At 61.6% G+C, this 23,452-nt stretch carries 24 protein-coding genes; 7 read left to right on the top strand and 17 right to left on the bottom strand.

Going from position 1 to position 23,452, the window contains the following annotated elements; all coding sequences use genetic code 11:
- Window positions 1-3: 3 nt before the first annotated feature.
- Together MQW79_RS05375 and MQW79_RS05370 are read left to right on the top strand one after the other, a co-directional pair.
- Entirely contained in the window at window positions 4-324 is a 321-nt protein-coding gene (locus MQW79_RS05375; protein WP_476587274.1) for a 2Fe-2S iron-sulfur cluster-binding protein, read from the top strand.
- A gap of 91 nt (window positions 325-415) precedes the next feature.
- On the top strand, window positions 416-1,177 hold the full coding sequence (locus MQW79_RS05370) for an EAL domain-containing protein (RefSeq protein WP_476587273.1): 762 nt from the start codon (window positions 416-418) through the stop codon (window positions 1,175-1,177).
- Between the two features lie 3 nt (window positions 1,178-1,180).
- Here MQW79_RS05370 and MQW79_RS05365 read toward each other — a convergent pair whose 3' ends face one another.
- The 4 genes from MQW79_RS05365 to MQW79_RS05350 form a co-directional block, all read right to left on the bottom strand.
- Window positions 1,181-2,194 (bottom strand): YcjF family protein, encoded by a 1,014-nt coding sequence (locus tag MQW79_RS05365; protein ID WP_476587272.1) that lies wholly within the window; start codon window positions 2,192-2,194, stop codon window positions 1,181-1,183.
- On the bottom strand, window positions 2,191-3,642 hold the full coding sequence (locus tag MQW79_RS05360) for a YcjX family GTP-binding protein (protein WP_476587271.1): 1,452 nt from the start codon (window positions 3,640-3,642) through the stop codon (window positions 2,191-2,193). The genes MQW79_RS05365 and MQW79_RS05360 overlap by 4 nt, the downstream gene beginning before the upstream one ends.
- A 102-nt stretch (window positions 3,643-3,744) precedes the next feature.
- Window positions 3,745-4,656, bottom strand: coding sequence for a homoserine O-succinyltransferase (locus MQW79_RS05355; protein ID WP_476587269.1), 912 nt, complete (start codon window positions 4,654-4,656; stop codon window positions 3,745-3,747).
- Window positions 4,657-4,775: 119 nt separating this feature from the next.
- Window positions 4,776-5,642: an ATPase gene (locus tag MQW79_RS05350; RefSeq protein ID WP_476587268.1), complete on the bottom strand. Its 867-nt coding sequence runs from the start codon at window positions 5,640-5,642 to the stop codon at window positions 4,776-4,778.
- Between the two features lie 331 nt (window positions 5,643-5,973).
- Here MQW79_RS05350 and MQW79_RS05345 point away from each other — a divergent pair, with 331 nt between their 5' ends.
- The 3 genes from MQW79_RS05345 (at window position 5,974) to MQW79_RS05335 (ending at window position 11,677) form a co-directional block, all read left to right on the top strand.
- The gene (locus tag MQW79_RS05345; RefSeq protein ID WP_476587267.1) at window positions 5,974-7,758 is read left to right on the top strand and encodes a flagellar hook protein FlgE; all 1,785 of its coding nucleotides are present in this window, start codon (window positions 5,974-5,976) and stop codon (window positions 7,756-7,758) included.
- A 68-nt stretch (window positions 7,759-7,826) separates the two neighbouring features.
- A complete protein-coding gene (gene flgK / locus MQW79_RS05340; RefSeq protein ID WP_476587266.1) occupies window positions 7,827-9,668 on the top strand; it encodes a flagellar hook-associated protein FlgK in 1,842 nt (613 codons plus the stop codon).
- Window positions 9,669-9,682: 14 nt separating this feature from the next.
- On the top strand, window positions 9,683-11,677 hold the full coding sequence (locus MQW79_RS05335) for a hypothetical protein (RefSeq protein WP_476587264.1): 1,995 nt from the start codon (window positions 9,683-9,685) through the stop codon (window positions 11,675-11,677).
- Window positions 11,678-12,057: 380 nt separating this feature from the next.
- Here the strand turns inward: MQW79_RS05335 and flaF are convergent, their stop codons facing one another.
- The 8 genes from flaF to MQW79_RS05295 all read right to left on the bottom strand — a co-directional run bounded on the left by flaF (window position 12,058) and on the right by MQW79_RS05295 (window position 19,501).
- Window positions 12,058-12,432, bottom strand: coding sequence for a flagellar biosynthesis regulator FlaF (gene flaF / locus MQW79_RS05330; RefSeq protein WP_476587263.1), 375 nt, complete (start codon window positions 12,430-12,432; stop codon window positions 12,058-12,060).
- Entirely contained in the window at window positions 12,404-12,808 is a 405-nt protein-coding gene (gene flbT / locus MQW79_RS05325; protein ID WP_476587262.1) for a flagellar biosynthesis repressor FlbT, read from the bottom strand. The genes flaF and flbT overlap by 29 nt, the downstream gene beginning before the upstream one ends.
- A 114-nt stretch (window positions 12,809-12,922) precedes the next feature.
- Window positions 12,923-14,824 (bottom strand): flagellin N-terminal helical domain-containing protein, encoded by a 1,902-nt coding sequence (locus tag MQW79_RS05320; protein WP_476587261.1) that lies wholly within the window; start codon window positions 14,822-14,824, stop codon window positions 12,923-12,925.
- A gap of 190 nt (window positions 14,825-15,014) precedes the next feature.
- Complete coding sequence (locus tag MQW79_RS05315; RefSeq protein ID WP_476587259.1) at window positions 15,015-16,916, bottom strand: flagellin N-terminal helical domain-containing protein; 1,902 nt, start codon at window positions 16,914-16,916, stop codon at window positions 15,015-15,017.
- 210 nt (window positions 16,917-17,126) lie between these two features.
- Complete coding sequence (locus MQW79_RS05310) at window positions 17,127-17,474, bottom strand: hypothetical protein (RefSeq protein ID WP_476587257.1); 348 nt, start codon at window positions 17,472-17,474, stop codon at window positions 17,127-17,129.
- A 97-nt stretch (window positions 17,475-17,571) separates the two neighbouring features.
- Window positions 17,572-18,039 carry a hypothetical protein gene (locus MQW79_RS05305; RefSeq protein WP_476587256.1) on the bottom strand — a complete coding sequence of 156 codons (468 nt, stop codon included), beginning with the start codon at window positions 18,037-18,039 and terminating at the stop codon, window positions 17,572-17,574.
- Window positions 18,036-18,377: a rod-binding protein gene (locus MQW79_RS05300; protein ID WP_476587255.1), complete on the bottom strand. Its 342-nt coding sequence runs from the start codon at window positions 18,375-18,377 to the stop codon at window positions 18,036-18,038. The genes MQW79_RS05305 and MQW79_RS05300 overlap by 4 nt, the downstream gene beginning before the upstream one ends.
- The gene (locus tag MQW79_RS05295; protein WP_476587254.1) at window positions 18,377-19,501 is read right to left on the bottom strand and encodes a flagellar basal body P-ring protein FlgI; all 1,125 of its coding nucleotides are present in this window, start codon (window positions 19,499-19,501) and stop codon (window positions 18,377-18,379) included. Before MQW79_RS05295 ends, MQW79_RS05300 begins: the two co-directional genes overlap by 1 nt.
- 248 nt (window positions 19,502-19,749) lie before the next feature.
- On the opposite strand from MQW79_RS05295, the gene MQW79_RS05290 reads away from it, so the two are divergent.
- Window positions 19,750-20,169, top strand: coding sequence for a flagellar assembly protein FliX (locus MQW79_RS05290; RefSeq protein WP_476587253.1), 420 nt, complete (start codon window positions 19,750-19,752; stop codon window positions 20,167-20,169).
- Window positions 20,170-20,335: 166 nt separating this feature from the next.
- Window positions 20,336-20,752 carry an RNA polymerase-binding protein DksA gene (gene dksA / locus MQW79_RS05285; protein WP_476587252.1) on the top strand — a complete coding sequence of 139 codons (417 nt, stop codon included), beginning with the start codon at window positions 20,336-20,338 and terminating at the stop codon, window positions 20,750-20,752.
- A gap of 83 nt (window positions 20,753-20,835) precedes the next feature.
- Here the strand turns inward: dksA and MQW79_RS05280 are convergent, their stop codons facing one another.
- The 5 genes from MQW79_RS05280 to MQW79_RS05260 form a co-directional block, all read right to left on the bottom strand.
- Window positions 20,836-21,255, bottom strand: a complete 420-nt coding sequence (locus MQW79_RS05280; protein WP_476587251.1) for a YciI family protein — start codon at window positions 21,253-21,255, stop codon at window positions 20,836-20,838.
- A 157-nt stretch (window positions 21,256-21,412) separates the two neighbouring features.
- Window positions 21,413-21,823: a curlin gene (locus MQW79_RS05275; protein ID WP_476587250.1), complete on the bottom strand. Its 411-nt coding sequence runs from the start codon at window positions 21,821-21,823 to the stop codon at window positions 21,413-21,415.
- A 225-nt stretch (window positions 21,824-22,048) separates the two neighbouring features.
- A complete protein-coding gene (gene csgH / locus MQW79_RS05270) occupies window positions 22,049-22,429 on the bottom strand; it encodes a curli-like amyloid fiber formation chaperone CsgH (protein WP_476587249.1) in 381 nt (126 codons plus the stop codon).
- Between the two features lie 59 nt (window positions 22,430-22,488).
- Window positions 22,489-22,923, bottom strand: coding sequence for a curlin (locus tag MQW79_RS05265; protein WP_476587248.1), 435 nt, complete (start codon window positions 22,921-22,923; stop codon window positions 22,489-22,491).
- A gap of 176 nt (window positions 22,924-23,099) precedes the next feature.
- Window positions 23,100-23,444, bottom strand: coding sequence for a VOC family protein (locus MQW79_RS05260; protein WP_476587247.1), 345 nt, complete (start codon window positions 23,442-23,444; stop codon window positions 23,100-23,102).
- Window positions 23,445-23,452: the final 8 nt, after the last annotated feature.

The raw sequence follows: 23,452 nt of genomic DNA, 5'->3' as shown, positions 1-23,452 counted from the left end.
CCCATGAAGATCACCGTTACCGACCAGGCTGGCGACGTGCACGAGCTCGAAGGGCTCGAGGGCTGGCGCGTCATGGAGGTCATCCGCGACTGGGGCCTCAACATCAAGGCGGAGTGCGGCGGCGCGCTGAGCTGCGCCACCTGCCACTGCTATGTGGACGCCGAATGGCTCGATGCCGTCGGCGCCCCCAGCGAAGACGAAGAAGACATGCTCGACAGCGTCGGCGACGTGAAGAGCAATTCGCGCCTCTCCTGCCAGATCCTCTGCTCGGACGCGCTGGATGGTCTGAAGCTGACGCTGGCCCCCAGCGCGGCCAAAGACTAAGCTTCGATCAGGACAGCAATTTTTAAGGCCTTGGGGGTACTTTGGTTTCAGCGTCACCGTTGAACCCCCCTCAGGAACTTAGAAAAGTCCCATGTCTGTCGGTTGTGTTGGTTGTCGCAATGCGGACGCGAATGCGTTCGAAATCCCTTTCACCATGGCTTTCCAGCCTATCATCGATGTCTCTGCCCAGAAAATCTGGGGCTATGAGGCACTGGTGCGTGGCGTCGGTGGCCAGGGCGCCTTTGAAGTCCTGAGCCAGGTTACGGAAGCCAATCGTTACGCTTTCGACCAGGCCTGCCGCGTCAAGGCTATCGAGCTGGCGGGCAGCCGCATCGGCGGCACCGAAGCCAAGCTGAGCATCAATTTCATGCCCAATGCAGTTTATGAGCCCAAGGCCTGCATTCGCGCCACGCTTGATGCCGCCAGCCGCACGCAGTTCGATCCGAAGCGGCTGATGTTCGAGTTCACCGAGAATGAGCGCATCAGCGACGCGGCTCATGTCAGCAATATTGTCCACGAATATCGGCGTATGGGTTTCACCACTGCACTCGATGATTTTGGCGCCGGCTACGCGGGGTTGTCGCTCCTGGCGCGGTTTCAGACCGATCTGATCAAGCTCGACATGGATCTTCTCCGGGGCATCGAGGCGAGCCAGGTCAAGCAGGCGATCGTCCGCGGCCTTGTCGGTATTGCGCGGGAACTCGACATTACGCTTCTGGCTGAAGGTATCGAGACCGAAGCTGAATTGCTGGTCATCAAGGCCATGGGTATTCGCCTGTTCCAAGGCTACTATTTTGCCCGTCCGCAAGTCGAAACATTCCAGAGCCTTGCGGACATCGCGAGAGCTGCCTGACGCTCAACTGCGCGGCGTGTCGGCCATGACCTTGGTGAGTTCGGGAATGAAATCCCGAACCGTAGGTTGTGACAGCACCTCGAAGGGCAGGGGGCGCACCACGCGCATTGCCGCAATGCCGACCCGGACGGTCATCAGGCCATTGACCACGCCTTCGCCCAGCCGCGCCGAGAGCTTTGCGGCAAGGCCCTGACCCACCAGCTGCTCGACCACGCCATCGGTCAGCACAAGGCCGCCGGTAACGGCCAGATGCGCCAGGACTGACCCTGCGAGCCGCCAGAAGCCAAAGAAGCCTGGGCGGGCTCCGTAGAGCGTGGCAATGGCGCCGGCGAGGCGCACGCTTTCATAGATGACGAAAGCAATATCGATCAGCGCGCGCGGCGACACGGCCGTCACCAGCGCCACCCGCCTCGCGGAAGCCGCCACCAGCGCCTTCGAGCGTGCATCGAGCGGTGCCATGAGGCTGCGTTCGGCCAGTGCGATGACTTCATGACCATCGAACAGACTGCCCACATGGCTATTGAGCGTTTCGCGGGCGCGGGCCAGGTCGGGCCGGTCGGCATAGACGCCGTTGAGGTGGTCCACGATCGTTCCGGCGAGTTTGCGATCGTTGTCGGCATGCGCACGCGCTGCCTCGGCGCGCATGGCGTCCAGCACGGAGAGCCGCCGCAGGGCCAGTATTTCGCGAATGAAGAGGGCGACGACGGCAACAAGGAAGGCGCCCAGCACGCCGAGGCCGATCCAGCCCAGCCATTCCTGGGTGGCGAACAGATCGCGGATCAACCGGTCAGCGGCGAGGCCCAGGCCAGCCGAAATGAGAATGCCACCACTGGTCCAGGCCAGTTTCGACAGGAAGCTTATACGGCGTGGCAAGGGGGCAACGAGGTCCGGCTCGGCCTCCGGCTCGAAGGCAACTTCGACGATTTCCGCCCTGTCCGGGGTGAAGGCGCGGGGCGCGCGGAAGGCTTCAGCCGGCGTTTCGACCTTGTCGACGGGGCGAGCTACGGGACGCTTCATGCCATCCAGTCTCCAATGAGATAGTCAAGGGCGCGATCCAGACGGATATGGGGCAGGACCAGATCGCCATTGGCATTGCGTTCAAGCTTCTGGGGCGGGGTGAAGCGCAGGAAATTGAGCGCCACCGGCTTGCCATCCTCGAACAGAGAATCCGGCCGCTCCGGCAAGTCACCGGGAAACAAGGCGATTTCCGATTTGCCGTCATAGGTGACGCCGTCCAGTACCTCTCCCGCCAACGGCGTGCCGATCAGCGTTGGCAGGGTTTCCCCGCCCTCGCGGATCGTGCCCTCGCTGGTGGCGCGGATGCCGGCCATGGCGATGGATTTTGTCTCCGCCCCAGCAAAACTGGCGCGCTTGCGGGCATTGGCGACGAGCCGGTTGAGAATGGCCTCCAGCCGATCGTGGCTGGTGTGGTGCACATGATCGGCCTTGGTCGCGGCGAAGAGGATGCGGTCAATGTTGCGGGTGAAGGGCCGCAGCAGCGGATTGGCCTCGCCCTGCCGGAAGCAGGAGAGCACCGAGGTCAGCGCGGTCTCGAGGTCGTTGACCGCCTCGGGTCCGGTATTGAGCGCGCGCAGCGTATCGACCAGCACGACCTGCCGGTCGAGCCGGGCAAAGTGATCGCGGAAGAAGGGGCGGATCACCTGCGCCTTATAGGCCTCGTAGCGGTGCTCCAGCATGGCGTAGAGGCTGCCATGGCGCACCGCGCCTGAGGGAGGCGGTAGCGGCGCGAAGGTCAGCGCGGGTGAGCCTTCCAGATCGCCGGGCAGCAGGAAACGGCCGGGCGGCAGGGTGGAAAGCGCTCCATGCTCGCGGCTGCGCCGCAGATAGGTTGTGAAGGTCTGCGCCAGGTGCTCGGCGGCGAGGTCGCTGGCATCCTGGCTCACATCCATGCTGCCCAGCGCCGCGAGAAAGTCGCCGGCCTCTTTTTCGTGGCCGGGCAGGCGCGCCCGGCTCAGCGCATCGGCGCTCCATTCGGCAAAGCTGAGGCCAAGGAGCGGCAGGTCGAGCAGCCATTCCCCCGGATAGTCGACAATATCGAGGTTGAGCGTGGCTGGCCCGCGCAGGCCGGCCCACCACTTGGCCGACTGGAATTTCAGCACCAGCCGCAATTGTGAAATGCGACGCGTGCCATCGGGCCAGATGGGTGGATGACCAGTCAGCGCCGCCAGGTGCTGCTCATAAGCGAAACGCGGAATGGTCGCGTCGGGATATTCGGCGAGCCGCGCCCCGATGAACCGCCCGTCGGCCAGCGGCGCAAAGCCGGGCAGGCGGCCTTGCGTCAACAGGTTGTGCACCAGCGCAGTGATGAAAATGGTCTTGCCGGCGCGGCTGAGGCCGGTCACGCCGAGCCGCAATGTGGGCGTCAGTACCCCGGTTGCGCTGTCGGCGAGGTTGGAAAGGGCAATGCCCAGTTCGTCGGTGATGGTCGTCGGCGGCTGCGGCAATGCGGATGTCCCCGTGATGATTGCAAGTTAGGGGCTGGAGAGGTGTTTACAAGGGCCGGCGGCGTCGCTGCATATGAAAACGGGGCCTAGCGGCCCCGTCCGTCATTTTCCAATCTCTTCAAGCCGATACGGCGTCGTCTGGTAGATCTCGTTGATCCAGTTCTGGAACAAGAGATGCGCATGACTGCGCCAGCGGTTTTCAGGCTCGGCGCTGGTGTCGCCATTGGGGAACAGGTTCACCGGTGGCGGGGTGTCGAGCCCTGCCTTGACGTCACGCTCGTATTCGTCGGCCAGCGAGCGATTGTCATATTCGAGGTGATTGAGGAAATAGACCGACCGGCCGTTCCTGTCCTCGAGCATGCACAAGCCCAGATCCTCATTGTCGATCAGGATGTCGAGCCCGTCGCCCAGCGTCGTGCGGTCGATGTCGTTGTAGCGCGACACCGGCACCATCGGATTGTCAGACATGCCGCGCAGCCAGGGCGAGCCTGGCTTGACTATCCTGTGCCGGAAGACGCCAAAGGCCTTCTCATTCATGCGGTAGCGCTTGGCGTCATGGAAATGGTGCAGGGCGGCTTGCGCACCCCAGCAGATGAACATGGTGTGGTGCACATTGGTGCGCGTCCATTCCATGATTTCGAGCATTTCCGGCCAGTATCGGACCTCTTCGAAGGGCATATTGGCAATCGGTGCGCCGGTGACGATGAAGCCGTCGAACTTGCGCTCCTTCACCTCCTCCCAGGTCTGGTAGAAGGTGTTGAGGTAGTCCTCGGACGTGTTCTTGGACTGGTGGTCGGTCACCCGCACCAGGCTCAGGTTGATCTGCAGCGGCGTGGCGCCGATCAACCGGGTGAACTGGGTCTCCGTCCGCTCCTTGTTGGGCATCAGGTTGAGCAGGCCGAACTCGAGCGGGCGGATGTCCTGCCGCGCGGCGCGGCTGGAATCCATCACATAGACGCCCTCGGCCTCGAGGGTCTTGCGCGCGGGCAGGTTGTCGGGAATTCGGATAGGCATATCAGCCTCTTATCTGGATAAAGCGAGAAGGCGATTCAAGCCGTCGCGTTGCAGAACGCGCGGTCCGGTCTGCGCGCTCCTGGATCGGGATGGTGCCGGGCACCGCCCCGAGGAGCGCGCTAGCGCATTCGCTTCTCGATAGCGGCGGCCACCAGGTCGACAAATTCGTCGCCGTCGCGCACCGTGGCCAGGTCACTGGCCTCCACGACATAACCGAAATTGTCGGCCAGCGCCTGGTAGCGCGGCAGGCGGTCATGCAGCAGAGCTTCAAAGCCCCATGCGCCGAAGCCGGCCGGGTCGACGTCGCAGTCGTCCAGGATGCCGTTTATCAACTTGTACTCGGCCCATTTTTCCACGAGGAAATGGGGGCGATAATACATCGGCTTGGGCGACTTCTTGAACCGCTTGACCAGTTCCGTGGCGTCCTTCTCGGTGCCGCGGATATAGATCAGGGCGGTGCTTGCCGCGAGCGCCTTCACCACCGGGTCGTCCGCATTTGTGGGGTCTATGACCTCGATCAGCGAGCCGCCGGTATCGGCGATGAAATCGTCATAGCCGTAGAGCGTTTTGGCGCGCTCGATGAAATAGGGCAGGTCGCAGAGCGCGGCGATTTCGGCCACGCGATGCTGCTCCTGGCGACGCTGGTATTCCTCAAGCGGCAGGCCGCCACGATTGGGGTCGCCGGGCGTGCTGAGATAGGTCGAGAGCGGGTCCAGATTGTCGAAGGTGATATTGGACGAGATATAGATCGAATCCGTGCGCAGAAGCTGCGCCAGGAAGGGCACCTTCATGGCTTCGCGCTTGAAGTTGTCGACGATGAACTCGCCCATATAGCGCGTGCCGATGCGGTAATCGGCCGAGTAGTGGAACCAGTGATTGGCGCGCAGGATGTTGGAGAGCCTCGTCTTGCCGACGCCGGCCATGCCAAACACGGTCACGGCGCGACGCGGGGCCTTCACGAACTCATCGACGCTGGAAAACAGCATATTGGCGCAGAACGACCGTCGTCGCCCCTTCTCCGGGTCATTCCCGCGAAAGCGGGAACCTCCGTTTTGTGTCGAATTCTTTCAACAGGGTTTCCCGCTTTCGCGGGGAATGACCCTGAGTGCTGAAGAGGATGTAGCGGAAGCGCCTCAGTTTCACAAGCAACCGGCAAAAACTGCCGTGAGGTCGGACTCAATTGCCGCTTTGCCGCCGCATTTATTCTGACCGGAGCCGAAAAACGCAACGAAATCAACGACTCCGCCACTTGGCATCGCGTTTGCATTGTTGGCTGTGAACGCGCCTTGCGGTGCAACGGGGATTACGGAGTTACAGATGGGTATCTATGGGGCTCTTTCCAGTGCGGTGACCGGCCTGCGGGCGCAGTCGCATGCGCTGGAGAACATTTCGGGCAATATCGCCAATTCGCAGACCACCGGTTACAAGCGCATGGAGACGAGTTTCCTCGATCTCATCCCCGATGCGCCGCTGAAGTCGCAGGTGCCGGGTGCGGTGCTGGCGCAGTCGCGCGCCACCAACAATATCCAGGGCGATATCCAGACCAGCTCCAACGAGACCTATATCGCGCTCAATTCCACCGGTTTCTTCGTCGTGGAACCCAAGGTCGGCCAGTCGGACGGCAATTCGGTGTTTGCCGGCTCGAACTACTTCACCCGCCGCGGCGACTTCGAGATCGACAAGGATGGTCTCCTGGTCAACGGCGCCGGCTATTACCTCAAGGGTCTGCCGATCGATCCGGCCACGGGCAACATTTCGGGCTCCGTGCCGGAAGTGATCCAGCTGTCGAACGCCTTCCTGCCGGCCAACCGCACGACCACCATCAACTATCAGTCGAACCTGCCGCAGCTCCCCAAGACGGCCAGCTACAAGGCAAACGTCTATAACAGCGAATTGCTCGGCGCCGAGAACTTCGGTGCAACCAAGGCGACCGCCAGCCTGACCGGCGCAGTCGCTGCCCCGGGCATTGACGGGACCGCTCCCGGCATCGGCATGTTCACGCCGGGCAGCGAAATGACCATGACCGTCAACGGCGTGGCGGTGAACTTCAAGTTCTACGACAGCACTGTCGTGCCCTCGACCCTGCCCGCTGATGGCGTCGCCATCGACGTGGCTGCGCCCAACGACATCGATGACGTGCTGGCCAGCATGCAGACCGAGCTTCGCGACTTCGGCGGCGGCGCGGCTGGTTCGGCGACCGTGAAGCTGACCGGCGGGCAGTTCGAGGTGACCCTGGGCCAGGACTATCACGCCAGCTTCGCCATTACCGGCACCACGGTTGCGCTTGCAAACGCACTGGGTATCGATCCGGTGAACGAAGCATCGTCCGACCCGACCCTCGGGACGGTCAACACGATTTCGGCCGATGATGCCGATGACTTCGTTGCCAATACCATTTCCGGCGGCGCCATCACCGTCTATGCCAGCAATGGTGCACCGGTGAACGTGCAGCTGCGCTGGGCCAAGGTTGACAGCGCCGCCTCGGGCGGCACGGACAAGTGGAACCTGTTCTATCTCTCGGACAGTAAAGCTGTCGGCGGCTCGCCGGCCTGGACCAATATCGGCCAGGAATATGAGTTCAACAGCAATGGCTCGCTCTCCACCAGCGTGCCGCAGGCCACCATTTCCGGCCTGCGCGTCAATGGCGTGATGATCGGCGACGTGGTGCTGGCGCACGACACCAATGGTGTCTCCCAGTTTGCCGACGTCAACGGCACGGTGACGGTTTCGACCCTCAACCAGAACGGCTACGGCGCCGGTGAATTCCTGTCCGTTGCCATCACCGATAGCGGCCGCGTCGTGGCGACCTATTCCAATGGCGAGCGTATCGAAATGGCGCAGGTGGTGACGGCGCAGTTTAACGGCGTCAACTCGCTCAAGCGCCTCGATGGCGGCGTCTACGAAGCGACGTCGGAATCGGGCGAGCCGATCTTCGATCTCTCCGGCTCGGGCATTATCGGCGGCGCTCTCGAAGCGTCCAATACCGACATTTCCGACGAGTTCACCAAGTTGATCATCACCCAGCAGGCCTACTCGGCCGGCACCCGCATCGTCTCGACTGCCGACGAGATGCTGCAGGAAGCCCTGAACATGATCCGCTGAGGCGGACGCTGAATACACGGTCCGGGGCTTAAGGCTCCGGGCCAGTTTCCTGTTTGAGGGCCACCGTCATGGGTCTGATTTCGTCGCTTTCCAACGCTGTCTCGGGTCTCAGGACCAGCCAGGATTCAATTACGATCCTGAGCCGCAACGTCGCCAATGCCGGCACGCCCGGATATCACCGGCAGTCGTTGAACATCATCGACTATTCGTCGATCAACTCGACGTATGCGCGCTCCGCCGGTGTCGACCGGGCCTTCAACCTCAGCCTTCAGACCTATTACAACCGTCAGGTATCGGATACCGCCTCTTCCAATGTGATGGGCGACTATCTCAACAAGCTCCAGGGCTATCTCGGCAAGCCCGGCTCTGCAGGCTCGCTTGATACCATGTTCGGCTCGTTCAAGAATTCACTCCAGGCGCTGGCCACCAGCCCCGATGACTATCCGACGCGCGCGAATGTCGTGGCCGAGGCCCAGGCCATGGCGCAGCGGCTCAATTCGCTGTCCAGCACCATCCAGGAGCTGCGCCAGGAGACCGAGACGCGCATCGCCAATGACGTGTCCGAAGTCAATGCCATGCTCATCTCGCTCAACGAGGTGAACAACCGCATGCTCGACCTGGGCATGACCGATACGGCCCGTGCCGCGCTCTATGACCAGCGCGACCGCCTCGTGGCCTCGGTTGCCGAAGTCATCGACGTGCAGGCGGAATATCGCCCCAATGGCACCGTTGCATTGATGACCCGGTCCGGCGTCGGCCTGCTCGACAATGGTTTTTCCACATTCAAGTTCACCACGGCAGGCGCGCTGTCGCCGACGGCGCAGGCCAATATCGATCCCGACAAGAGCAAGGTCGGTGTGCTGTCGCTGACGACGCCCTCGGGCCTGACGATCGACCTCGTGCAACAGGGTGTGCTGCAGGGCGGGGAACTTGCCGGTCTCGTGAACCTGCGCGACAAGATCCTGGTCGAGGCGCAGAACCAGCTCGACGAGATTGCTGCCGGCCTTGCCGCGGCGTTCAATACCATCACTACCCAGGGCACTGCTGCCACGGGGGCAGGCGGAGCCGAAGGGCTCGTGGCCGATGTCTCCCATCTCAAGCCTGGCAACGACATCCTGCTCAACTATACGCAGAACGGTGCCAATCAGCGCGTCCGCATCATCAACAGCACCAATGGCGAGGATTTCATCGATGCCAGCGGGCAGCGGGTGATCTCGGTCGACCTGTCCGACACGACGGCGGCAGCGGCCATCCTGCAGGGCAAGCTGCCCGGCCTGGCCATCAGCAGCCCCAGCGCCGGCAAGCTGCAGGTGCTCGACGACGGCAATCCTGGTGGCACGCGCGACATTACCGGCCTCACGACGAGGGCGTCGGCCAGCGGCACCCAGCAGGGTGAAATGGCCATGGCCCTGTTCGTTGACCAGGGCAATTCGGCCTTTACCGACAATCTCGATACCGACCCGCCGCAGATCGTGGGCTTTGCCGCCCGCATTTCCGTCAATCCTGCGGTGATTTCGGACAATCGGCTCCTGGTGCAGTTCGACATTGACGGCACGCTCGGCGATGCGGCGCGGCCCGAATACCTGCTCAACCAGCTCAAGTCGATGAACTTTGTCTCCGGCAGCTCGCCGGCGGCCAATGAAGGTCGGCACCAGCTCAATGGCACGGTCGAACAGCTGATTGAACAGGTGCTCAACTATCAGGGCACGACCATCGGTTCGGCCCTCACCGCCCGGGACAGTCGTCAGCTGACGCTCGACACCATCACTACCCAGATGGAAAGCGAGTACGGCGTCAACATGGACGAGGAAATGGCGCGCCTGACCGAGCTCCAGAGCGCCTATGCGGCCAATGCCCGTGTTGTGTCGGTGGTCAAGGAACTGCTCGATACGCTGTTTGCGTCGACCTGAGGGAGTAACGCGTCATGATCGTCAACAAGTCGATGTTCCCATTGCAGACCGGGTTCGGCGTCATCTCCAAGATGCAGGACAAGTTCGCCCTGCTCCAGATGCAGCTCGGTACCGGCGAGAAAGCGCAGACCCTGGCCGATGTGGGGCGAGACCTGCCGGTCTCCCTTTCGGTACGCTCGCGCCTCAACACCATCGCCGGCTACAATGCCAGCATCGAGCAGGTCGACCTGCGCCTGAGCTTTTACGACAACGCCCTTACCCGCCTGGACAAGATCGAAGGCGAGGCCCGCAACTCTGCAGTGCAGGGCCAGTATGGTTCGAGCAATATCAATATGGCGACCATTTCCGCGCTCTCCAGGGCGCGTCTCGACGAAATGGTGACGCTGCTCAATTCCGATGTTGGCGGTCGCTACCTGTTTGGTGGCTCGATTACCGACCGGGCGCCTTTGCCGACGACAACAGAGCTGCTGGAAGGGTCGGGAAGTCGGGTTGGTTTCAAGACCGTCGTCAATCAGCAGGTCATGGCCGACCTGGGAAGCAACGGAACGGGCCGACTCAACCTTGCCAGCGATGTGGTGACCCCGGTCGATCCGGCACTGCCAGTCACGGTGACGCTGTCCGAAGATGGTCCCCACCAATTCGGCTTCAAGCTTACCGACGACACCAGCGTCAGCGGCAGCAATATCACGATGAACGCGCTCGGCCTGGAAAGCGACCCGGCTGAGGTGTCGTTCACTTTCCCCGCCCCGCCCGATGCGGTCGCGCCAGGGGATACGGTCAGCCTGCGCCTCACCTTGCCCGACGGCGAGTCGGTCAGCATTACGGTCAAGGCGGTTGCCAAACCCGACGATCCGGCCACTGCTCCGCCACTGGGGGTGAACGAGTACTATATCGAAGACAATGCCGCCGGCACGAGCGACAACTTCATGTCCGCCCTTGAAGCCACGCTGCAGCGGGCTGCAGGTGCTGAGTTGAAGGCTGCCTCCACCTTCGTGGCGGCAGAAAACTTCTTCAATGCGGCAGGAGAACCCGTCCTGCGGGTCGATGATGGCGGCACGGGCGACTTCTATAACGCGACCAGCATGCGGGTTGCCACCAAGACTGATACGGTGATGTGGTATAGCGGGCAGACGGCCTCTGTCTCTGCCATTGGAATGGGCCGCCTGACTGCCGGTCGGGATGACGAGACGGTCACCCTGACCCAGAAAATGCCGGCTTCAAGCGCCCACGGCTTCCAGATTACCAATGCGACGTCGTCGCGTCCTGCGGCGATTACCGCCGTGCGCAATGCAGGGCCGCCTGTCGACATGACTGTCAACGTTGTCGACAACACAGCGGTGGTGCCCAACGACACGATCACCTTCACCTTGACCGAGCCAGACGGCAAGGTGCGCAACGTGACGCTCACTGCCGTTGCCGGCAAGGCCGGCCCCGGCCAGTTCACCATTGGTGCCGATGCAGCCGAGACTGCAGCCAATTTCGAGAAGGCCATGACCCGGTCGGTCACCGAGGCCGCAGCCGATGCCGAGGGCAATCCGCGGCAGTCGGTTACGGCGGCAGTCGAGGATTCCGGGCGCGTCGCCTATGGCATGCAGGCCAATGAGAGCGGGTACCTCCGCATGATCCGCTCGATGGCGGCAATGACGGTCGAGACTTATCCCGAGATCGCCAATGCGGCCGATCCCAATTCGATCGACCTCAACCCCGCCAAGCTGCGGTTCGACGCCATGGCGCGCCGCCAGCAACTGGAACTGTCCGAGAGCCGGAACTCCGAGCGCGGCTCGATCGAACTGATCACCATGGAACTGGGCGTTGCCCGCGCGGGCCTCAAGGCGGCAGGCGACCGCCATACCAACTACAAGGCCCAGCTGGACAATCTCCTCAGCGATGTCGAGACGGTCAGCAAGGAGGACGTGGCGATGGAAATCCTGGCGCTGCAGACCCGGCTCACCGCCAGCTACCAGATGACTGCGATGGTCAGCAAACTGAGCCTGGTGAACTACCTTTAGAGGGTAGGGAGCCCGCCACACCGCTCCGTCCTCGGGCCTGACCCGGGGCTACTCGGAACACAGGCGCACTGGACCTGTTCTGCGACGTCATCCCCGCGAAAGCGGGGATCTCTGTTTGGGGGCGCCCTTCCGGGGTTCTTGCTTTTGCGGGAATGACCCCGAATTGTCTGCTGGTTCTGCCAGCCACATTCTACTTTGTCCTACCGCGCCGCCTTCGGGCCACCCAGAACGGGCACAATATGCCGGCGGAAACCGGTCCTCGGGTCAAGCCCGAGGACGGCATTGTGTTCGTAGAGGTTGCCAGGCCGCCCGGACCATCGCCTCAAAAAAGAAAAGCCCCGCAGCGATGCGGGGCTTTTCTTTGGTCATGACCCAGAGGCTTACATGCCGCGCAGGCCCGCCGCAATCTGTCGGTTGAGCTGCACCAGCACGGTCAGCTGTTCGGCCTGGGGAACGCCCTCGTAGAGAATTTCACGGGTCTGGTTCATCACGAACATGCCCAGGTTGGCGATGTTCTGCTTGATCTCGCTGGGCAGCGGGCTGTCGTCCTGGGTCACCGCGGACATGAAGATGGTCCAGAGCTTGCGGTTGAACGTCAGGGCCGAGCGCAGTTCCTCCTGGGTCGAGGTATCCCATTCATCCTTGACCCTCTGAAGGCCGGCAGCGGCCTTCATCAGGAGCGCAGATTCACGCTGGCGCGGGGATTCGACGACTTTGGCAGTCTGATTATACGCTTGGGCGCCGGTTTGATGCATGATTCAGCAGGTCCTGTTCGTACTCGATAAGCTTCTGCGACGCTTTCAAAGCCTTGTACAAGGACCCGGTTAATATCTCGTTATTGATTTGGTCGACAATCGGTAGAGAACTGGGCACTGCGGCCACAAAGTCTCTCGACATTTCATTGTAGGTTTCCTGAGCCTTGGCCATGTCCTCATCGATATACATGAGCTGTACCGCCAAATAGATGCGTTTGGCGGGCGTATTGGCGGTTTCGGAGGTCAGGATGTCCTTCTCACGCAGGATCGGGGCATTGCCGTCGATAAACAGGCGCGTCCGCTGGTCGGAATTGGTGATGATGCAGTTGCCCACCAGCAGTTTTTCGCCGGGTTTGAGTTCGACCTTGAGCGCCATTTCGGCATTGCCCCCGACTGAAAATGTGATCCGATCTGTCTAGCGTGAGATTGCGGCGAAAACAACGAAGGCGGGCTTTGGGCCCGCCTTCTAAAATTATGCTTGGTAACCGATTTACTGCAACAGCTGCAGGATCGACTGATCGGCCTGGCTGGCCAGCGACAGCGAGTTCTGCGAGAGCTGCTGGCGGGTCTGGAGCGCCAGCAGGTTCGCGGCTTCCGTGTTCATGTCAGCCAGGGTCAGGTTGCCGGCGCCAGTTTCCAGCGTGTTGATCATCGCCTCGGTGAACGACTTGCGGTTCTGCACGATCGACAGGTTCGAACCGAAGGTCGACGCCTGCGAGCGGACTTCGTCCAGGGCGGCCTTCAGGCCGGTCAGCAGCTCATCAATGGTGACGTCGCTATCGAGCTGCTCCTCCTTCAACTCAGTCGGGACGCCCAGGTTCAGCGCATTGACGGTCTCGCCTTCCTTGGTCTGGATGTCGATGGCCGAGGTGCCGGTCTCGTTGAAGGTGATGGTCAGCTTGTCGCCGCGCAGCAGGTTGATGCCGTTGAACGAAGCGTCATCGGAGAGCTTATCGAGCTGGTCACGCAGTTCGTTGAACTGAGTGGTCAGGCCAGCGCGGACGGCGTTGCCATCGATGGTGCGGCGCAGGGCTTCGTCAGCAATGCTCACGCCATCGGCGACGCCCGCCGAATTGACGCCGTTGATCGACAGTTCCTGGGTAGACTGGTTCTCGATGCGCAGCTTGCCATTGTCGTTGGAGGCACGGATCCTGCCCTTGAGCGGATTGTCATCGCCATTGGCAAGCGTCTTGGCATTGATCTCGGTGACCAGCTCGTCAACAGTCTTGGTAGCGCCACCGGTCTGGGAGGCCAGCTTGGTGTCGCGCTGGGCGACAGTACCGAAAACGGCATCGCCACCGGCGGACATCGTGATGTTAGGGCCGGTCCCATCCGGGGCGCCGGTCAGAACTAGACGGCCGTTTTCAACACTTGCAGTCAGAGTGACGCGTTCATCTGCATCAAGAGCATCGTTCGCAATCTTGATCTGCTTGTTGATTTCCGCAGCAGCCTTTTCCGGCGTGTTGTGATCGTTGCCGTTGAGGTTGATGGTAGCGGTCGTCATATCACCGGCGGTGATAGTGAAGCTTGCCGTGCCAGCAGCCACAGAGGCCGTGGTGGTGAGAGTGCCAAGGCCGGTGTCGGTGTTGCTCAGGTCCGAAGTCGTCGTTGCTGTGCCAGGATAGGTCGGCGCAGTGATGGCGACTTGCGAATCGTGCCCTTCAACGGCCGACTTCAGGGTGATGTCCTGACCGGATGCGGTGAGTTCGTAACCTGCCGGATCGAAGCCGGCCTCGGTCATCGCAGCCTTCATGGCTTCAACGAATTTGGCGCCAGTTTCCAGAATGCCGTCTGGGTCGACAGCCAACGCCATTTCTTGGTTGATGGTGACAGTCTTCGTCTCGCCGTTCAGCGCGAGAGTGAACGACACGGCGTCGGCAGCTTCGTCGAAGTCCACGCCGGCAGCGTTGATGGAGAAACCCTGAGCAGCAACGTTGCCGCCAAGGTTGAAGTCAGCACCGCCGGTGATCTTGGCAGGCTGGGCCTTAGTCAGAGCGATGGAGGAAGTACCGTCGAGGGCGCCGCCGGCAAACGACAGGCTGCCCGTAGCATTGGTCGGAACCGTGTAGGAGGCGGTCTGGAAGGACTTGTCCTGACGGGCCTGACGCAGGGTCGACTGCATCGATTCCAGGGTCTTGGTCATGGCCGAGAGACCATTGTCCGCAGCCTGCAGCGTCTGAATGCCGTTGGCCATGGAGTCGATTAGCGCGCCAAGGTCGCTTGCGCGATTGGTGAGGCCCTTGGCTGTGAACCAGCTGGAGGGATTATCCAGAGCCGAGTTCACCTTGTTGCCGGTGGCGAGACGATTCTGTGTCGTCGCCATCATGTCGGCGGTGCCTTTGAGCGAGAGAAGATTGGCCCGCACGGCCTTTGAGAGAGAGATGTCCGCCATCTATTGCAATCCTTGCCTCAGGCCGTTCCGGCCCCTTGGTCAAAAGAGTTAACCGCAGTTTCTTAAAGGGGCGTTAACCATGCGGATTGACGTATCATAAACCATGAAATTCCGCGGAAATGCTGGCGAAATAGGGAAGGGGCGGGTCTTTCGACCCGCCCCCTTTTTGGTTGAACTGCGATTCTTCCGATTAACGGATGAGCTGCAGGATCGACTGGTCGGCCTGGCTCGCCAGCGAGAGCGAGTTCTGCGACAGGGACTGACGGGTCTGCAGAGCCAGCAGGTTCGCAGCTTCCGTGTTCATGTCGGCCAGGGTGAGGTCGCCGGCGCCGTCTTCCAGGGTGTTGATCATCGCCTTGGTGAAGGTCTGGCGATTCTCGACGATCGACAGGTTCGAACCGAAGGTCGAGGCCTGCGAGCGGACTTCGTTCAGAGCCGACTTGAGCTTGCCCAGCTCTTCGTCGATCTTGGAGTCGCTGTCGAGGTCGGCCTTGTCCAGGGTGGTGGACACACCCAGGTTCGACGAGTTGATCGTGTCACCGTCCTTGGTCTGGATGTCGATGGACGACGTACCAGTCTCGTTGAAGGTGATGGCCAGCTTGTCGCCGCGCAGCAGGTTGATGCCGTTGAACGAAGCGTCGTCGGCAAGCTTGTCGAGCTGGTCACGCAGTTCGTTGAACTGATCAGCCAGGCCGGCACGGACCGAATTGCCGTCGATCGAGGCGCGCAGGGTCTCATCGGCAATGCTGACACCGTCAGCAGCACCCGACGAGTTGATGCCATTGATTGTCAGTTCCGACGTGGACTGATTCTCGATGCGCAGCTTGCCGTTGTCGTTCGAAGCACGGATCGCGCCCTTGAGCGGATTGTCATCGCCATTGGCAAGCGTCTTGGCGTTGATCTCAGCCACGAGTTCGTCAACAGTCTTGGTGGCACCACCGGTCTGGGAGGCCAGCTTGGTGTCGCGCTGGGCGACAGTACCGAACACGTCGTCGCCACCGGCAGACATCGTGATGTCAGGGCCGGTGCCATCCGGGGCGCCGGTCAGAACCAGACGGCCGTTTTCAACACTTGCAGTCAGAGTGACGCGTTCATCTGCATCAAGAGCATCGTTCGCAATCTTGATCTGCTTGTTGATTTCCGCAGCAGCCTTTTCCGGCGTGTTGTGATCGTTGCCGTTGAGGTTGATGGTAGCGGTCGTCATATCACCGGCGGTGATAGTGAAGCTCGCAGTGCCGGCAGTCACGGCGGCAGTGGTCACGAGGGTGCCAAGGCCGGTGTCGGTGTTGCTCAGGTCCGTAGTGGTCGTGGCGGCGCCAGGATAGGTCGGTGCCGAGATGGTAGCTTCCGAATCGTGACCTTCAACGGTCGACTTCAGGGTGATGTCCTGACCGGATGCGGTGAGTTCGTAACCTGCCGGATCGAAGCCGGCCTCGGTCATCGCAGCCTTCATGGCTTCAACGAACTTGGCACCAGTCTCCAGAACGCCGTCCGGGTCAACAGCCAACGCCATTTCTTGGTTGATGGTGACAGTCTTCGTCTCGCCGTTCAGCGCGAGAGTGAACGACACGGCGTCGGCAGCTTCGTCGAATTCCACGCCACCAGCAGCGATGCTGAAGCCATGAGCAGCAACGTCGCCGCCAAGGTCGAAGTCAGCACCGCCGGTGATCTTGGCAGGCTGGGCCTTAGTCAGAGCGATAGAGGAAGTACTGTCGAGGGCGCCGCCGGTAAACGACAGGCTGCCCGTGGCATTGGTCGGAACCGTGTAGGAGGCGGTCTGGAAGGACTTGTCCTGACGGGCCTGACGCAGGGTCGACTGCATCGACTCCAGGGTCTTGGTCATGGCCGAGAGACCATTGTCCGCAGCCTGGAGAGTCTTGACGCCATTGGCCATGGAGTCGAGCAGGGAACCCAGATCGCTTGCGCGGTTGGTGAGGCCCTTGGCAGTGAACCAGCTGGAGGGATTGTCCAGAGCCGAGTTCACCTTGTTACCAGTGGCGAGGCGGTTCTGGGTGGAAGCCATCATGTCGGCAGTGCCCTTGAGGGACAGCAGGTTCGAACGGACGGCTTTCGAAAGAGAGATATCAGCCATTTGGCTTTTCCTTTTCTAGGATACGCAAACAAAAACACCTCTTCCTGAGGCTGAGGCGATCCTCATCCGGCAGGCTCTAAGGAACGGTTAAATGGATGCCGAAATATTGGGCAAATACTGCGCGAGAATTTATGTGCCCAGAATAGAAAAGCCCCGGAAACCGGGGCTTTTGCGTAAGGTGACGAATGGGAGTTCTAGCAAAGCGTTAACTTAAGCCAGAAGGTCCTTGAGCCGCGCCTGGGACTCCTGCGGGATTTCCGCCGAACCGATGCGACGGAGCAGCTCTTCCATGGACCTGGGCGTCGGCGACAGGGCGCCGGCAATGACGGCGGCGGCGAAATCGGCCGTGCGATTGCGCTCGGGTTCGACCGGCACGTCCTTGGCATTGGACTTCCGGCCGAAGGGCAGGGACTCGCGATCGCCCGGCTTGGCATTGGCCGCCGGCTTCTGCGGTCCTTCGGGCAGCACTGTCCGCTCGCCCATGGCGGGGCGATAGCGGAATTCACTCATCTGAGCAGCGCCCGAAGATACGGGCTCGACGGCGAGGTTCAAAACCATGACGTTCCCCCGAATGCACCTATTCGCGGAAACCCTAAGTGATGCCCCTTATGCTCGCGTAACCATCGCGTTGCGCATTTGAGTTAAATGTTCGGGATTACAAGGCGCGGTTGATGGCGATGCCTTTGGCCGAGGAGCTGGCGTCCGAGGATACCGTTCCGGCCGTGCCATAGGTCTTGGCGCGGTTCTGCTGGCCCACCATGCGCGCCACGTCCGTCAGCACGTCCTCGGTGACCGATTTGGCCGTGGCCAGAACGCGCAGGTTCTCGGCCATCTGGGTGGCAAGGCTTTCGTGGCCGGCCCGCAGGCGTTCCACCAAGGCAGGTGCTTCGACCGAAAGGCGGGCGCTCTGGCGCTGGATGGCGCGTGCGAACGTCACGTAGTCCTGGGCCAGGCGCGTCTTGTCGGGCGTCAACTGCCCGGCCTGGCGCAGGTGGCCGGCGCGCAGCAGCGTGGTCTCCTGGTTCATAACGTCGACGAGGGAGGCGAGCGCCTGTTCGGCATGGGTGCACAGCTCTACGGCCGGCAGGGCATCGAGAGCGGCAAGGCGGGCGGCTGCGGTCATTTTCCGTACACTCCGGTACTAGCGACAATATTGGATTGGGTGAGGCCACGGCTGGCATTGGCGGCTTCCTGCAGGGCGATCATCTGCCCCATCAGGTCGTCGGCCAGGCCAATGCCGCCGCTCTGGGCCATGGTGTTGGCGAGCTGTTCGGCCTGCATGGAGCGCCATGTCTCCTCGCCAAAGCCGCCGCCGAAATTCTCGTCGCCCTTGATCGAGGCGAACATTTCCTTGGTCAGCATGTTGAGAAACACGCCTTCAAGTTCCTCCGCCTGCTTGCGGATGGTCAGCCGCTGCGCGGGTGACAGGCTGCTGGACGCTGCGGGAGTTGCAATCGCCATCACAACACCTCGATCTCGGCCTGTAGGGCGCCGGTAGCCTTGATCGCCTGGAGGATGGCGATGAGGTCGCGCGGTGAGATACCCAGCGCGTTGAGTCCATCGACCAGCTGCTGCAGCGTCACCGATTCATTCACCACCTGGAGCGCGGTGTCGGACTGGTTGACGTTAAGATTGGTATTGGGCTCCTCGGCGGTCACCCCGAAGCTCAGCGGGTTGGGCTGAACCACTTCGGGGTTTTCGGCGATGGTAACGGTCAGGTTGGACTGGGCCACGGCGACGCTCGACACGCGCACGTCCTTGCCCATGACGATGATTCCGGAATTTTCGTCGATGACGATCTTGGCGGGCTGGTCGGTCTGCACCACCAGTTGCTCAATGTCGGTCAGCAGGTCGACGATATTACCGTTGAAATTGCGGGGCAGGGTGAGACGCACGGTGGCCGGGTCTTCCGGCACGGCGGTCGGGGCCCCAATGAAATCGTTGACCGCCAAAGCGATGCGGCGGGCCGTCGTCAGGTCCGGATTGCGCAGGGCGAGGCGAAGCGAGTGCTGCGAGCCGAGGTGAAACTCGATTTCGCGCTCGATAAGGGCGCCCGAAGACACTCGACCGGTTGTGGGTACACCCGAGACCACGCTGGCCGCGTCGCCCTCGGCGCTAAAGCCATTGATGGTCACGGCGCCCTGGGCGATGGCATAGACTTCGCCATCGGCGCCGAGCAGGGGGGTTGCCAGCAGAGTGCCGCCCTGCAGGCTGTCGGAGTCGCCGAGCGCTGCAACGGACACGTCCAGGCGCGAGCCCTGTGTGGCGAAGGGTGGCAGGTTGGCAGTGACCATCACGGCGGCAACATTTGCCGTGCGGACATTCTCGCCCTGAGTGTTGACGCCCAGCCGTTCCAGCATCGACTGCAGGGACTGCTTGGTGAAGGGGGAATTGTTGAGGCTGTCGCCAGTGCCATTGAGGCCAACCACAAGGCCATAGCCGAGCAACTGGTTCTCGCGGATGCCTTCCATATCCACAATGTCCTTGATGCGCGCCGGTGCAGCATGGGCGGGGGTCAGCGGCGTCACGATCAGCGCGGCGCTGAAAAGTGTGGCAACGATGGTTCTGAACAGGCGGTTCGGCATTTTTGTCCCCGAATGATGCCGCTCCATCCCCATGGCGCGGCCTTCGCAGTGATCAATGCCAGAAGCGTGCCAGTTTCTGCTTCCTCTTCTAGGTTGTTGAAATTGCAGGCATTTGCCGAGCATCTTGCCCTTTTCCGCCGCACATGGCTGCCATGGACTGCAATTCTTGCCGGGTGCGTTAATGCCTTGTTAACCGCGGTGGGCAGATTTTGCCGTCATTGCCATGCTTGCTGAGTGAGTCAGGACCCTTGCGCATTGATGCCCCCAATCGATCCAGCGGCGTTGCTGGCCGGAGTGCCGTCGGCAAGGCCGGCAGCGGGCCTGCCTTCGTGCCTGCAGGCGAGCAGGGCGCTGCACGGGTCAACACTGCGGCGCCGGTAGCGCCTGCCGCTGGCCTTGATGCCATTCTCGCGCTGCAGGCGGTTGGCGACTTCTCCGAGAGCCGGCGCAAGGCGGTCAAGCGAGGGGCGAGCCTGCTTGATCTGCTCGAGGAGATGAAGGCGGACCTCCTCATTGGGCGGGCCTCGCCGGAGCGGCTCGATGCGATGGTCACCCAGCTCGGTGCGTTGCGCGAGCGGGTCGAGCCCGGGCTCGATGGGCTGCTCGACGACATCGAACTCCGCGTCCGGGTCGAATTGGCCAAGATGGGGCGCTTTCCTCAGTTGTGATTTTGCAACGTTTTGGGCTTTCGTCATCAAGCTGTTGCGAGTTGGGAGCTATGCGCCTGATGCAACGAAGTTTCTTGCGTTAACGAGTCGTAACTTGTGCGCTTGCCGGGCGAGGCCGAGGCGCATATATAGGCCGCCAAGGGCGCATTGGAGGTTGAGTCTGCTGATGTCTTCGGTTGAACTTACGGAATATCGACCCAGCGAGGACGAGCCGTTTATGAACCCGCGCCAGCGGGAATACTTCCGGAATAAGCTTCATGCCTGGAAGGACGAGATTCTGCGCGAGAGCCGCCTGACTCTCGAAAATCTCCAGGAAGAAAGCCAGAACCACCCGGATATGGCTGATCGGGCCAGTTCCGAAAGCGATCGTTCGCTCGAACTGCGCACTCGTGATCGGCAGCGCAAGCTGATCTCCAAGATCGACGCAGCGCTCAAGCGTATCGACGACGGGACCTATGGCTATTGCGAGGAAACCGGCGATCCGATCGGTCTGGCGCGGCTCGATGCCCGTCCCACCGCGACGCTGAGCCTGGAAGCCCAGGAGCTGCATGAGCGCCGCGAGAAGGTCTATCGCGACGAATAAGTGGGTCACCTGCAAGAAGTGAAGAAGCCCGCAGCGATGCGGGCTTTTTGCTTTTCGTCCAGTCGGCGTGCCGGCCGTGGCACCTAGCGTTCGAAATTTTCGCGGTTCCTGTCGTGTATGGCCTGGATTTCCGGCGTCATGTGCTCTTCGAATGCGTCGAGTTCGAAGACCGGGCGGATTTCGATCTCGCTGTCTTCCATCATCGGGTTGGGGCAGCGCTTCACCCAGGCGACGGCTTCGTCCATGTCGCGCACTTCCCAGATCCAGTAGCCGGAGACCAGTTCCTTGGTCTCGGCAAACGGTCCGTCGATTACCGAGCGATCCGAACCGCTGAAGCGGACGCGCTTGGCATTGATCGAGGGTTGTAGCCCGTCGCCGCCCAGCATGATGCCGGCATTGATCAATTCCTCATTGTACCGGCCCATGGCTTCCAGCAATTCGCTGGGCGGCATGATGCCCTGTTCGCTGTCGGCGGTGGCTTTTACGAAAACGACTACGCGCATTGTTCTGCTCCTCGGAACGAAGGCGAAATTGCCTTCCTGCCGAGCCGACGAGTGGCCCGGTAGGGCTTCGACATTTTTTCTCGCACATTTTTCCCGGGGCGAAAACAAAAGGCGGGACCCGGAGGTCCCGCCGCTTCTTTGGTCGTTCGGATGCGGTTCAGAAGCCGAAGACAGTGGTGATGCCGGACTCGTTGCCGTTCTGGACGCATTGCGCGTCAGTGGCCTGGCCGAACTGGAACAGGCCGCAGCTGTTGTTGTTGCCGCTCTGGTGGATGGTACCGTTGTGGCCATTGCCTTCCTGCCAGACGACACCGTGATTGCCCCAGCCGCTCTGGCTGCCGCCGGCGGAATTGCCATTGCCATTCTGGTAGACGTTGGCGCCGGTGCCGGAGAAGCCCTTGACCAGCGAAAAGACCTGCAGGCCGATCCCGAGGGCCTTGGCCTTGTCCGGATCGGTCGGCGAAAAGCCGATGGCGATCTGGCCGCCGGCCATGGCCGGGGCAGCAGACAGGCCGAGCAGGGTGGCGGTGAGGGCGGCGGCGAAAGTCCTGGTGAAGCGAGTGGTCATTGAAAGTCTCCCGAAAGGTGTCTGGCGTTCCCGTTGGCTGGCCTTCCCAGCGCTTGAAATGACCCTATCGGGGCGGTGCTGAACCGGTTCGGAGCGGTGCGTTCAGACATCGTTCATCCGGCATGAGACAGCCCCGGGTCGCTTCCCGGGGACGGTGGTGTCCGGGTAAAAAATGGCCCCGCCGAAGCGGGGCAGTGGGGGAGGAATGGGGGCATTTGGGGGCGATCAGGTGCGGGTCGCAAGCGGGGAAGAGCAGTCAAACTGCTTGCCGTCGACAGTAATCGTGAAGTCGATGTCGATATTGCTGCTGGCATTGACCATTACCTGACCTACCGAGGCCGGGCTGTTGGCGGCGGCCGAAAACTGGCCGCCCTGGTTGATATTGGACGACCCGCCACCGCCCATGCTCCTGAGAGCAAAGCGATATTCGCCTTGGATAGTGGTGGGGCTGGTGACCACCCCGGCCACCGAGAGCATGCCGTTGCTGGTCTTGCTGTCGATACCGCAGTCAAAGGCGGGCGCGTTGCCATTGGCCTGGGCGGCGACGCCGGCAAGGGCCAGGGCACCCACAGCCACGGCGGCAATTCGGAAACTGGACTGAACCATGGTGTCCTCCTCGGGACGCGGGGTGGGGCCGGTTCAGTACCGACCCCAAGCCATTGGAATTACGGGCAGACCTGCACGAAGGCGCTGACATTATTGGAGCCGTTCTGGGAGATGTTGGCGTTGCAGCCATTGCCCACCTGCACGCCAGCGGCGACATTGCCATTGCCATCCTGGGTCAGGACCGTGGTATGGTTCTTGCCGAACTGGCCGACGCCGCCCTGGTTGTTCCAGCCATTCTGCCAGACATCACCGGTGTTGTTCTTGCCCTGCTGGCCAATGGCGGAAGTATTGTTGCCGCCATTCTGGTTAGAAATGGCCGTGTTCCACTTGCCATTCTGGTAGGCGCCGAACTTGTTGTTCCAGCCATTCTGCCCACCGCCGGCGGCATTTCCCCAGCCATACTGTTCGATGTAGAGGCCATTGGCCATGGCAGGGGCGGCTGCACCGATGAGGGCAGTGGCGGTCAGGGCGGTGATGAGAAGCTTGCGGATCATTTTTCGACGTCTCCTTGGGTTTATCTGCGGTCCCTCCGACCGCGTCCTTGATAGAGACTGTTTTAGACGGGTGATTTGGAACCGCTCATGAAGTGTCGATTCAGTTTGGGTTCATCAACAAGGCAGCGGAAAGTGATTCCACTGCCTAAGGTAATGTTCTGAAATGTCTGGTGTTTTTATTCGGGCTGACGCAGGCCGAACAGCGTGCCGTTGGGGTCGCTGACATAGGCCAGGCGCCCCTGGCCGGGGATGTCGTTGATGTCTCCCACCTGTGAACCGCCGCCTGCGACGGCCTTGGCCAGGGCGGCGTCGAGATCGTCGACGGCGAACCAGGCGATGACTGGCTGGGCCTTGTAGGTCTTGTCCATCACCGCGCCCACCGGGCCGTGTTTGGCAGTGAGCATCGTATAATTGGGTGCATAGGGCGACGGGTCGCTCCTGATGCCCAGGACCTCCGCATAGAAATCCGCCGTCGCCGCCACATCGGTGGCGGTGATTTCGACATGTACGAGCTTGGCCATTTGGGTCT

The sequence above is a fragment of the Devosia sp. Micro-HW1 genome (assembly GCF_056341075.1).
The sequence above is the reverse complement of the archived record's forward strand: the minus strand, read 5'-3'. Positions and strand labels throughout refer to the sequence as shown.